At 63.4% G+C, this 12,570-nt stretch carries 8 protein-coding genes and 1 pseudogene; 3 read left to right on the top strand and 6 right to left on the bottom strand.

What is annotated here, in order from left to right:
- Positions 1-97: 97 nt before the first annotated feature.
- The 4 genes from B0G77_RS22815 to B0G77_RS44455 all read right to left on the bottom strand — a co-directional run bounded on the left by B0G77_RS22815 (position 98) and on the right by B0G77_RS44455 (position 3,324).
- Complete coding sequence (locus B0G77_RS22815) at positions 98-607, bottom strand: OmpA family protein (protein WP_133664390.1); 510 nt, start codon at positions 605-607, stop codon at positions 98-100.
- Between the two features lie 87 nt (positions 608-694).
- A complete protein-coding gene (locus B0G77_RS22810; protein ID WP_133664389.1) occupies positions 695-1,954 on the bottom strand; it encodes a diguanylate cyclase in 1,260 nt (419 codons plus the stop codon).
- Positions 1,951-2,646, bottom strand: a complete 696-nt coding sequence (locus B0G77_RS22805; RefSeq protein ID WP_133664388.1) for a YfiR family protein — start codon at positions 2,644-2,646, stop codon at positions 1,951-1,953. Before B0G77_RS22805 ends, B0G77_RS22810 begins: the two co-directional genes overlap by 4 nt.
- 354 nt (positions 2,647-3,000) lie before the next feature.
- A complete protein-coding gene (locus tag B0G77_RS44455; protein WP_133664387.1) occupies positions 3,001-3,324 on the bottom strand; it encodes a four-helix bundle copper-binding protein in 324 nt (107 codons plus the stop codon).
- Positions 3,325-4,161: 837 nt separating this feature from the next.
- On the opposite strand from B0G77_RS44455, the gene B0G77_RS22795 reads away from it, so the two are divergent.
- Complete coding sequence (locus tag B0G77_RS22795) at positions 4,162-5,808, top strand: S53 family peptidase (RefSeq protein ID WP_133664386.1); 1,647 nt, start codon at positions 4,162-4,164, stop codon at positions 5,806-5,808.
- Positions 5,809-6,005: 197 nt separating this feature from the next.
- Positions 6,006-7,580, top strand: a pseudogene (locus tag B0G77_RS22790) (peptidase S1); the annotation flags it as partial.
- Positions 7,581-7,758: 178 nt separating this feature from the next.
- Here the strand turns inward: B0G77_RS22790 and B0G77_RS22785 are convergent.
- Positions 7,759-8,655 (bottom strand): NAD(P)H-binding protein, encoded by an 897-nt coding sequence (locus B0G77_RS22785; protein WP_133664384.1) that lies wholly within the window; start codon positions 8,653-8,655, stop codon positions 7,759-7,761.
- A gap of 194 nt (positions 8,656-8,849) precedes the next feature.
- Between B0G77_RS22785 and B0G77_RS22780 the strand changes: the two genes are divergently transcribed.
- Entirely contained in the window at positions 8,850-9,770 is a 921-nt protein-coding gene (locus B0G77_RS22780; RefSeq protein WP_133664383.1) for an AraC family transcriptional regulator, read from the top strand.
- Between the two features lie 58 nt (positions 9,771-9,828).
- Here the strand turns inward: B0G77_RS22780 and B0G77_RS22775 are convergent, their stop codons facing one another.
- Positions 9,829-12,324, bottom strand: a complete 2,496-nt coding sequence (locus tag B0G77_RS22775; protein WP_133664382.1) for an FAD-dependent oxidoreductase — start codon at positions 12,322-12,324, stop codon at positions 9,829-9,831.
- Positions 12,325-12,570 lie beyond the last annotated feature (246 nt).

The raw sequence follows: 12,570 nt of genomic DNA, 5'->3' as shown, positions 1-12,570 counted from the left end.
TGCTCTGTCCGTCGCACGTCATTGCGGCGCTGATCGAAAAAGCGGTGTGCCCGAAGGCCGTCTCCGGGGGGCGAAGACAACTTGCCGCCGCGCCGGCTCAACGCGGCGAGATGACGATCGCCGCGCGGCGGTTCTGGGCCCGGCCGGCGGCCGTGCGATTGTCGCCCACCGGGTCGAGCTTGCCTCTCCCGATGGTGTCCACGCTGCCGGCAGGAAGTCCGGTGTCGATCAGTTCGTTCGCCACGGTCTCGGCACGGCGCTTCGATAACCGGACGTTGTAGGCATCCGTGCCCACCCGGTCGGTGTACCCATAGACGCGCACGCTGGTCAGCCCCACCGACACGAGCGTGTGGCCGATATGCTCGACGGTCCGGCGGACGTCAGGCTTGAGATCGTAGCGGTCGAAGTCGAACAGGATCGGTTCGCTGGAGCCGAACTCGAAGCCCTGCTCGGTCTCGTCGAATCCTTCCGACTTGAGCGCCTGGACCTGCGTCTGGGTCAGGCCGCGGTAGAGCGGCGGCGTCTTGCAGCCCCCGAGCAGCATACAGAAGAGCAGTGCGCTCCCAATGCCCACCCGCGAAATGCCTGCTGGAAACAACTGTCTCATCATCGCATCCCCCTTGAGCGCGCCCGCCCTGCGCGCGCGCTGTTTCGCACCCTTGCGACGGCCCGGATGCTACGTCAGATCATGGCGTCAAGCCTGTCCGGCGACGCTTTCGGCAAACTGCCACGAGCCCGGCCGCGCGCGCTTGGCCCGGTACATCGCGGCATCGGCGGCGCGCATCAAGCCGATTGCGTCGGTCGCATGATCGGGATACACCGCAACGCCGATGCTCATCGTGATGGCCACCGTGCGACCATCGGGCAAGACGATCGTTGGCGCCATGGTGGCCAGTACGCCCTCGGCGATACGGCCGGCGCTGGCCACCTCGCGCATTGGCGCCAGCATCGCGGCGAACTCGTCGCCGCCCAGGCGCGCGACCAGATCGGCCTCGGGCATCTGCGCGCGCACCCGCGCCGCGATGCCGATCAGTACTGCGTCGCCGGCTTCATGGCCGAGACAGTCGTTGACCTCCTTGAAACGGTCACAGTCGAGATATAACAGGGCAACCCGCTGGCCCGTCTCTGCGGCCCGGCTGAGGGCGCGCTCGAGGCGCGACTCGAACTGCACACGGTTGGGCAGGCCCGTCAGGGCGTCGTGGTTGGCCTGGTATTCGAGCGAAGCGTTTTCTTCGCGCAGGGTGTTTTGCCATTCTTCGAGTTCATCGAGCAAGGCGTTGAAGTCGTCGCCGAGCTGGTTCAGTTCCGCGATCGCTACGGGCTCGACCCGCTGCTCGAACGCGCGCTCGCGCCGCACCGCGTGGGCGACCCCGGCCAGCGCGCGTAGTGGCGCGATGATGTTGCGCAGCAGGCGCTGCGAGCTCACATAGGCGCCGAGCACGCTGATGGCGAGGCCGGCCAGGATCCCGCCGATGCCGCCAAGCAGGAAGCCGAAGAACTGGCTCCCCTGGCCGCGCACTTCGACCTGACCGACGACGATGCCGTCATGCAGCACCATCGTGGTGACGGGTCCCGGCAGCGCAATGCCGGCGACCTCCCGCTCGAATCTGGCGATCGCGCTGTGGACGGGCAACTGCCACGCCGCGAACGGCAGGCCCTTGCCATCAGTGACGATGACCTCGGCCACATCCTCTTTGTTGGCGATCAGCCCGATCGCCTCGGCCGCAGCGATGCGGTCGCCGAACACCAGCGCCGCCTCGACCGTATAGCCGAGCGAGCGGGCCAGCAGGTTCAGATTATTGCCGGCATAGGCACGTAGCGCGATCACCGCGACCACGATCAGTGACACGGCGGCCATCGCGACAGCGACGAACGCCAGGCGCAAGTGCGCGCGGCGCAACACGCTTTGCAGCGTCGGGCGCGGAGGGGAGCCGGGAGGCGCAGGCTGTCTCATGGCGTCAGTGGTCGCCGGGCGAGCTTGAGCACACTCGGCTGAACCCGTACGCCGCTGCGCGCCACGGCGTCGAGATTGATGTCGAACGTGATGGGTTCGTCATCGACATTGAGGCAGAACATGCTGCCGGTCGTGCAGGACGGGTTGTGTTCCGCGATGGTCAGGACTGGATGGCCGGCCAGGGCGGCTCTGGCTTGCTGCCTTTCATCGTCGCTCAGGTCGCCGAAATAGACGACGTCGCAGGCTGCGCCGATGGCAGGATCATCAAAGCCGATGAACTGCGCGTCGACCGGCGTCGAGCCAGCCTGCAGCGTGTCGACGAGGCCGTGCGCGTAGTCAGGCCGGCCCGTCACGCACAGGCGCAGGCGGGTGGCCGGCGTCGGCCAGTGCGTGAAACTGATGATCCCTAGCACGACCTGACGCACGGCAGCGTCGCGCGGCGAAATGGTGGGATCGGCGCGGCTCGTGGTGCTGGCGGGCGTGTCGCTGGCTGGACCGGCTGCAATGGCGGGTGTCCCGAGGTGCGCGGCCGCTGCCGCGGCCAGCGCACAAGCCACTGCGAGCAAGGCGTGACGAAGCGGCGCGGCCCAGCCATGCCGACCGGACGCCGTCTGCGCCGCGAACGCCGCCGCGCCGCCTGGTGTCAATGCGACCGCACGACGGGCAGCCGCCCAGCACACTCTCGCATGCATGATGAAAACACTCGTTGGCGCCGATCGCGGCGCTGCCTCCTGCCTGCCGCCATTCGCGGGCCTGCACCATATCGGCGCACGGAACGGTTATCTTACGCACAAAGTCGTGCGATCAACCAGTGGGAAACACCCGCCAGCACTTTGGGGAGAAGGTTGACAGCCTTCCCGATCACACAGGAATCACGCCGCAACGAATCGAGGTCCACGCCAGGTGATCAGCCGAAGTTCGGCATATCGGTCAACCTGGCATGGCGACAACAGTGGCGACGGTTTGAGGTCCGGCACGCTGCCTGTCGCTACCCAGCTTGAGAGCAAGCTGTCGGGTCGGGTCAGCGATGGCAGCGTGCGGGGTCATCAGATTGTTCGGCACGCCTCTGCGCACATCCGGCACGCGTCGCTACATGTACCGCAGTGCTCGGGTGCATGACCTGCGCATTCGTCTGCACACTCGTCGCAGATCCGCGCGCAAAGCGCACAGAACTCAGGGGCGAAACGGCTCTGTCGCGCCAGCGCGGCCGACGTAAGCCGGCATAGCGACGCGCAATCGATGTCGAGCCGAATGCACTTTGCCAGGACCGCAATGCCGGGTTCTTCAAGGCATGCGGATGCGCAGCGCGCGCAAGCGGCGGCACATGCATCGCATGCATCGATACAGGGTTGATAGGCTTCGGGGTTCATCGTATCGAGCTCCAAATACGAGAAAGGTGGGCAGGCTTCGCACGAGCAGGCGCCCGCTTTTCGCCGGCGTACACGATCGCCCCACACGGCGGCGGCAGGTCATTACGCGCATACGTGTAGACGAGTGTAGTCCACCGCAAGTAACGTCGGCGACGTCATCATGTTTGCTTGCCCACCCCCCGCGTTGTCCCGCCTTCAGCCAGTTTGTCGAGCCAATCTGTGCGCGCGCATCCGATCTGCGTCCCGCGGGTAGTCGTACTTTTCATGCGAAAACTGACGATGACCGTCAGTCAGCGTCCGCTTCGCAAGCGACGACTAAAGCCATTCCAGCAAGGATTTCCAGGGCAAACCCTGGATAACAAAGTCCGCAGTTACGCCCGGTGTTTCTGACGGAGTTCCTGGAGCGTCGAGCGCATGGACGAATCGCCCGGGCGAGCCGCTTGCGCTCAAACTTCGCGCGTTCTTTTTTCTCCTCGCCGACAGGCCGGCGCGATTTCCCAGCCGTTAACCCCGGTGCTGAAAACGCGCATATCCACCACGTTATTAAAACGGGCAGAGCGTCTCCGCGGCGCGGCAGACGGGTTGAAAACACATCGGCTCGGGATCGTCTTAGGTAAGAAGCGCACTCGCAATTCAGCGCGGAGTTTGAAGAACTGCGTGGCTTGTTGACAGACTACGCACACCGAGAAGGATCCTGATTCCCTTAATAGCACAATTAACTCAGTATAACGAATTATATGAGTTGACCTTTCATTGGTTCACTTTCCGTGGATCAGGACGATACTTATATGTGCGGGGGTAATCCAGGCGCGGTGCATTGGAACTGGAGGTGCCGAAATGACTGAAACCCATGTCGAGTTACCCGGCAGTCGTCGCCCGTCGAAGAGCGACGCGCGGCGATTGCGCGATGTCGATCCGCACGCGCATATCGAAGTCACGATCACTTTGAAGGCTCCCGCATTGCCGGATGTTACGGCGGCATCGGAACCGGCATTGACTCCGGAGGAATTCGCACAACGTTATGGTGCAGCATCCGGGGATGTTCACACGGTTGAGGCCGTGCTGCGAGGATACGGCCTGACGACCGAGGAACTGGCCCCGGACCGGCGCAGCCTCAGGATGAGCGGAACAGCCGCCGCAATGGAGTCAGCATTCCATCCGGGTCTCGGGATTTATCACAACGCCGAGCAGGGCGAATTTCGCGGCCGCGAGGGGACGCTGAAGGTACCCGCGGAGCTAGCCGGGATCGTGACCGGTGTGTTTGGCCTGGACCAGCGCCGGGTGGCGCATCGTCGATCTGCGCAACCGGCGGAATCCATGGGAAGGCCACTCACGCCGGCGCAGCTGGAGGTCCTCTACAACTTTCCGTCGGGCGATTGCGCTGGCCAGAGCGTTGCCATCGCGGAATTCGGTGCTCCGCTTCAGTCGGGCTCCTTTCTCGCACCGGCCTATCTTGCTGACGACGTCAGGGCATTCTGCGCTGCGCAGGGCAGGGCGCTACCGAACATCGAGATCGTATCCGTCGACCTTTCGCCGCTTACTGCCGCGCAACTTCACAGCCTGCCAGCGAACGTGGGCAACGTAGTGTTGGACGAGACGGGCGAAGTGATGATGGACGTGGAAATTGTCGCGGCATTGTGTGCAAATGCAACCGTCTACGTCTACTTTGCCAGCTTCGATCAGAAGGGCTGGGTTGATCTGCTAACCCAGGTGGCGTCGGGTCAGCCTGCCACCCCGGTGTGCCTCTCGATCAGCTATGGCCTGGCCGAAGACTCGCCGGACTGGTCCGCAGCGGCCCTGCAGGCAATCAACAATGGACTGCAGGCGGCCGCTCTGCAGGGCATTACGGTGTGCGTCTCGGCCGGAGACGATGGCTCGGGAGCAAACATGAGCGGGGCTCAGGCCCACGTGGAATTCCCGGCATCGAGTCCCAATGTGCTCGCTATTGGGGGAACGATGCTGACAGGCAGCGCCGCTTCAGAAGTTGTGTGGTGGGAGTCACCGGGAAGGCGAACCACGAAAGGGGGAGGCGCGACTGGTGGCGGCGTCAGCACCTTGTTTGCGCGGCCTGGATGGCAGAGCGTGAGCGTTCCTTCGCTCAACCGGGGCGGTATCGACGGCCGGGTCGTGCCAGATGTCGCAGCACTCGCCGGCCCTCCGCTCTACAATCTGATCCTCGACGGACAACCGTCGCCAAATGGCGGGACGAGCGCCTCGGCGCCCCTGTGGGCTTCGTTGATTGCCCGGATCAATGCAGCATTGCCCGCTGACAAACGACAGCGTTTCATCGCCCCTCTGCTGTACGCGCAAGACGCCGATGGCAAGCCACAGGGGCAGTCGGCGTGCCGGGACATTACCAGCGGCCAGAACGCGTCTCATCCAAAACCTGGCAAGGGATATTCAGCCGGCCCAGGCTATGACGCAGTGACGGGTTGGGGCGTACCGGACGGCAAAGCCTTGCTCGCTGCATTGACAAGGGCTTAGATGCAGGGTGGTTTTCGCGCACGCTCTAACGGTTTTTCACGCGGCGGCGTGATCTTGTGCGCCTCGGTCCTGCCGTCTCCACGTCGGACCAAATGAGGACGATGTGAACCCATGACGCGATCTGGTTCGACGCTTCATCGGTTCAGAATTCTGCGAGGTAACGACAAATGTCAACAGCTGCAACTGCCATTCAACCCGACCAGCCCTATGCCGATCCCATTGCCTACGGCAACGGCCCCAACGATTCGATCACCGATTCCACGGAGCAGGCGGCGATCACACACCATCAGATCGTCCTGAGCGGGAAGGCGATCGACTATACAGCGACGGCCGGCCATCTTGTCACGCGCGATCCGAGTAGTGCGCAACCCGCGGCCAAGATCTTCTACGTGGCGTTCACGGCCGACGGCGCGGACCATAGCACCCGGCCGGTCACGTTCTTCTATAACGGCGGACCCGGTTCGTCATCGGTTTTTCTCCTGCTGGGCTCGTTCGCGCCGCAACGCATCAAGACAGAGATGCCGAAATTCACGCCGGCTGCGCCCTACACGATGGAGCCTAACCCGGACAGTCTGCTGGACAGAAGCGACCTCGTGTTCATTAACCCGGTCGGCACCGGTTATTCCGCCGCGATCGCGCCGAACAGGAACAAGGATTTCTGGGGCGTTGACGAAGACGCAGGCTCGTTGCGGCAATTCATCGAGCGTTTCCTGACCGTCTACGATCGCTGGAATTCGCCCAAATTCCTGTTCGGGGAATCCTACGGCACCGCCCGCTCGTGCGTGCTCATGTGGTTGCTGCATGAAGCCGGCATCGACCTGAATGGCGTCACGCTGCAGTCGTCGATTCTCGACTATTCACAGGCCGGCAACCCGATTGGGCTGTTGCCAACCTGTGCCGCCGACGCGTGGTATCACCAGAAGATCAACGTCACGCCGGCCCCTGCCAACCTGCCGGCGTATACGCAGACCGTGATTCCGTTTGCGCTGACACCGTACGCGGCCGCCCTGGCGGCGTTTCCGAATCCCGATGCTGCGACCGTGCAGAAACTCAGCGATTTCATCGGTATCCCTCCGGTGGTGCTCGATAGCTGGAGCCTGAATGTGGCGGCACCCAATGCGATCGGCAATACGGCGTTCCTGACGACCCTGTTGCAGGCGCAAGGTCTCGAGCTTGGAGCTTACGACGGCCGGGTCACCGGAGTAGGGACGGGCATCGCTGCCGTGATCAATCCGAATTCGGGCGGCAACGACCCAACGATGACCGCGGTCAGTGGCGTGTACACCGCGATGTGGAACACCTATCTTAACGACACGCTCAAGTTCACGTCGGTGTCGCCCTTCACGGACCTGAACGATCAGGCGTTTGCAAACTGGGACTTTGGTCACATCGACCCGACGGGTGCCCAGAAGGGGAAGGACGTGAACGGCAACATCGTGCTGTACACGGCTGGCGACCTGGCGGCGACGATGGCGCTGAACGTCGATCTGAAGGTTCTGTCGGCGAATGGTTATTACGATGCCGTCACGCCTTTCTATCAGACCACGATGGACTTGCAGAACATGCCGTTGCAGGACGCAACGGTGCGCAAGAATCTGACGGTCAAATACTACCCGTCGGGTCATATGATCTACCTCGACGGCAATTCACGCACCGCACTGAAATCCGACCTTGCGTCGCTTTACGACAGCACGACATCCGACCAGGCAGCCATGGCTCGGGTGCGCGTCCTGCAGGCGAAGAAAAGGCCGGCCACGGGGTCCAGGACGTAGCGGATACTGCTTGTGGCGAAGCCGGAGGGACGCGCCGGCTTCGCCACGGGCGGCACCGCCTGGCAGAACACAGATCGCAGCGGACGTTCTGCGGCAAACGGGGCCAACCAGATAGCGAAAGCCCGATCTACCTGTCCGAGCCACGAGCCACGCGAAGCGCACCCGTCCGGCGACAGTGTTATCGCGCCGCTGCAGGTGCGTTTTGCGCGAGGATGGTGGCGAATACTTCCGCCAGTGACGTCGATCCGAAACGTCGTTTGGTGGCGTTCGTTTCGACGTCGATATAACCCGCGTTGTGTGAGTCGTAGAGGTCGGTAATCAGTCGCGCATGATGCTCGCTCAGGCCTGCGCGTAGCAGCGTCGATGTCCACTGATCGCGCGGCAGTTCATGCGCGACGATCTCCCGGCCTGCCGCTTCGCCAAGCGAGCGTGCCACATCGAGGGCGCAAGGCCGCGCGGGTCCTTCAATGCTCACGACGCGCACTTGCGGATCCGGCGCGCCTTCGAGCAGCAGCGCCGCGCCCGCCTCGCCGACGTCATGCGCCGACACCGTCGGGAATCGTTTGGTCAGCGGGTGGTGAAAACTCGGCAGCACGCCTGTCGAGAGCGCAACCGGGGACACGCGTGCCCAGTTCTGCATATGCTCGGCCGAGCGGAGCAGCGTCAGATGCGGCACGGCGCGTTTCAGCCGTTCCTCGAGGTAATGGAAGAGCAGCGTGATGCCGCTACCGGCGTCGAGTTCAGCCCCGTAATCCGATATCGCAAGCACGTGTCGGGGCGGATTTGCACTCAATGCGTCGGCAGCAACGTCGATCATGTCACGCATCGCGCGTTCGGGATCCGGATGAGCCGACGGTACGGGGCACAGCATCTGCACCGAGTGCGCGCCCTGGATGGCGCTCGCGACGGAGTCGCGATTCAGCAGGTCCGCAACCACCACTTCACATCCCAACGCAGCGAACATTCGGCCCTGATCCACAGTCCGCACGACCGCGCGCACGGACTGGCCCGCATCGCGAAGACGTTTTACGGCGACTTGTCCTGCCTTGCCGGATGCTCCGAATATGACGTACATCAAGCGCTCCTTGTCTGTTTGCTTGAGGGCATCATAGGAGCGTGTTGCAGGCGGGACGCGCGCGTGCGGATCAATTTGAGCAGATTCGGATGATTTTCGGGTCGGCGATGTAACGTGACATCGGGGACAAGCGGACCGGGCTGAAACGCATCACAATGCACGCACAAACCGTGGACTTCCGGAAAGGAGATGTCATGCAACTCGCGACGCCGCATCTCACGTCGAATCTCACACCGCAAGTCGGTCGCAGAGTCAGCCTGCGTTCCAGCGCGGCACTCGGCTGGCAGGGGTTCGGCGTCGAAATGCTGGGCATCCCGGCTGGCGAGCACCGGATTCCTGCGACCACGCATCACAGGATAGGCGTACACGTCGGTACGCCCGTCAAGGCACGATGCCTGTGCGACGGTCGCCGCGTCGCCCGCATTCAGGCGCATGGCGACGCCGACGTCATCCCCGCTGGCCTCGACGGCGTGTGGACCGACGAGTCGGACTGCACGATTCTGCGCATCTGGATCAGCGATGAATTCGCACGCACGACGGCCGGGCAACTGCACCTGAATCCGGCGCGTGCGCACATCAGGCCACAGTTCCAGCTACGTGACAGGCGTCTGCACTATCTCGTCTGGGCGTTGCGCGCCGAACTCGAAGCTGAGGAAGCATCGGATGCGCTCTATGCGGAGAGTCTGTGCACGGCGGTGGTCGTGAGGCTGCTGGAAGGGGCGCCCGAACCCGACAACCGCCGGCGCTCGCTCGCCCCCAACGCGGCGGCGCGTGTCATCGACTTCATCGAAAGCAATATCGACAAACATCTGACGCTCGCCGAACTGGCTGCGCTGGTCGACTTCAGCGTGCCGCACTTCAAGGTGTTGTTTCGCGAGACGCTCGGCATGCCGGTCCATCAGTACGTGATCCATCGAAGGGTCGAGCGCGCGAAAACCCTGTTATTGCAGGGCCGTTTGAGCGTGACGCAGATCGCGCTTGAAGCGGGCTTTGCGCATCAGAGTCACATGGCGCACTGGGTCCAGCGGCTGCTCGGCGCGACCCCGCGCGAGATAGTGAAGAGCGGACGCGATGGTCTCGATGACCATCGGATCCTCCCGGCAGGCAAGGCTTAGTCAACGGGGCAGGCAGGCGTTTGCCTTAAAGCGCTATGCGCGCACGCTTCCTCTCCGGTCAGCCTTTGACGCGCCCGGAGCGAGGATCATAGGGCGCCTTCAGATGAACCGTCGCCGGCAGCAGCTCACCGGCGACGTCGATTGCGTATCTGCCGCCTGTCAGATAGTCCACATCGGCGGCGCCGTCCGGATTGTTGATGTAGCCCATCGCAACAGGACGGCCCAACGTATGGCCGAACGCCGCCGAACTGACGAAGCCCACGGGCACGCCATTGCGCAGGATCGCTTCGCCGCCCCAGAGCATCCGGTCGCTGGCGCCGTCAGCCGTCAGGATCGCCAATCGGCGGCGAACCGGCTGGTCGCGCAGCGTCAGCAACGCGTCCCGGCCGCGGAACGGCACGTCCGTCTTCAGCTTGCAGGCGAATTCGAGCCCTGCTTCGAAGGGGTTGACGTCCGGCGTGAGCTCGCGGCCCCACGCGCGATAACCCTTTTCGATGCGCAGGGAGTCGATCGCGTAGTAGCCGGCGTTGACAAGGCCGAAGGGTTCGCCGGCAGCGTGCAGCGTTTCATACACACCGACCGCGAATTCGACGGGCACGTACAGTTCCCAGCCGAGCTCGCCAACGTATGTCAAACGCGTCGCGCGTACCGTCGCATAGCCGATGTCGACTTCGCGGCTTTGACCGAAGGCGAACGCCTCGTTGCTCCAGTCGGCTTTCGACACACTCTGCAGCAAGGCCCTTGAACGCGGACCCATGACAGCCAGCACCGCATGCCGACCGGTGATGTCGACGAGCGTGCAGTGCCTGTTGGCGGGGATCAGCTTTTCGATGGCGTCGAAATCGCGCGTGGTTTGTGCCGAGCCGGTGACGATCAGATATTGATCGTCGGAGAGTCGGCATAGCGTGAAGTCGGATTCATAGCCGCCCCGCTCGTTGAGCAAGCCGGTGTAGACAGTCGTACCCGGTGGCACCGCCACGTCGTTGGCGACGATGCCTTGCAGGACCGCCTCCGCGTCGCGTCCTTTCACGAGGAATACGGAGAACGACGTCATGTCGAAGAGCGCCACGCCTTCGCGACACGCGCGATGCTCGGCACCGCTCCAGGGCAGCCAGTTCTGCTGGCCGAATGCGTAGTCGACGCGCGCCTCGGCAGGCGAGGGCGCGAAGAAATTTGCGCGCTCCCAGCCCATCTTGCTGCCGAAGCATGCCCCGTCGTCCTTCAGTTGCGAATAGAGGGGCGAGCGCCGGAACGGCCGGGCAGTGTCCAGCTCGCGATTAGGCCATGGCATGGCGTAGTGCAAGCCGAGCGTTTCCTTGACGCGATCGTGCAGCCACGTGTCGTTGCCATTGAAGCGCGCGAAGCGGCGGATATCGACCGGCCACAGGTCCATCGTCGGCTCACCGGCGACGATCCATTCGGCAAGCGCCATCCCTGCGCCGCCGGCCGACGCGATACCCATCGAATTGAACCCGGCGCCGACAAAGAAGTGACGCAGTTCGGGGGCTTCGCCGAGCATGAAGTTGTTGTCGGGCGTGAACGACTCCGGCCCATTGTAGAACTGCCTGACCTGCGCGGTCTCGAGCGCGGGCACCCGATGCAGCGCGTTTTCCATCAGGATCTGGAATTGATCCCAGTCGTCGGGTAGCAGCTGGAATTCAAAGTTTTCCGGAATGCCGGCCATTCCCCACGGCTTCGCATTCGGCTCGAAACCGCCCATCACGAGCCCGCCCACCTCTTCCTTGAAGTAAATGTATCCATCCGGGTCGCGCATCACCGGCAGGTCGGGATGTACACCTGCAAGCGGCTCAGTCACGATGTAGTAGTGCTCGGCAGAATGCAGCGGCACCGTGACGCCGCACAGGCGGCCGATCGCTTTCGCCCACTGGCCCGCGCAGTTGACGACGATTTCCGCATCTATCGTGCCCTCGTCGCCGTCCTTGTTGCGCCATGCGAGGCCGCTCACTTCGCGGCCACCGGTGGCAGCCTGCCTGGTATGGACAGCGGTCACGCGCGTGTTCTCGACGATGCGTGCACCGCGCGTTCTTGCTCCGCGTGCTAGCGACTGAGTCAGGTCGGTCGGGTTGGCCTTGCCGTCGCCGGGGAGCCATACGGCGCCGAGCAGGTCGTCCGTGCGCATGACCGGCCACAGCTCGCCAGCTGCGTTCGGGCCGATCACGTCGCACGCGACGCCGTATGCGCGCGCAACTGCCGCGGTGCGTTTCAATTGCGTCATGCGCTCGGCCGTGCGCGCAACCGACAGTGATCCGCACTGTTTCCAGCCGGTGGCGAGGCCGGTGTCGGCTTCGAGTTCGGCATAGAGCGCGGTCGAGTAGCGGATCAGCTTTGTCATGCTCTCCTGCGCGCGCAGCTGGCCGACGAGACCGGCGGCGTGCCAGGTCGTGCCGCACGACAGTTGCCCTTGCTCGAGCAGCACGACATCGGTCCAGCCCATACGGGTCAGGTGATACGCCACCGAACAGCCGACGATGCCGCCACCGACGATCACCACGCGCGCATGTCGAGGAATGTTCGTGGATTTATGTTGATCCATGTTTGATGTATGTTGCAATATGTGGAAACGTGTGTAGATTGCAACCAACCGACACAAAATGCAACATCGGCGCGAGAAATAGAAGGCGCTGTGGCCACGATTGCGCCAGCCGCGAGCAGGCGCAGCAAGGGGGAACAAGCTGTTCCTATCGCGATGGAAGGCCAGCCATATGCCGGTAGAAATCTGGAGAGTCGCGCCCGAGAGCACGGCAGAATCATCTCAATCGCCTGTCGATCAACACGGTGG

It is taken from the genome of Paraburkholderia sp. BL10I2N1 (assembly GCF_004361815.1).
Taxonomy (GTDB): domain Bacteria; phylum Pseudomonadota; class Gammaproteobacteria; order Burkholderiales; family Burkholderiaceae; genus Paraburkholderia.
The sequence above is the reverse complement of the archived record's forward strand: the minus strand, read 5'-3'. Positions and strand labels throughout refer to the sequence as shown.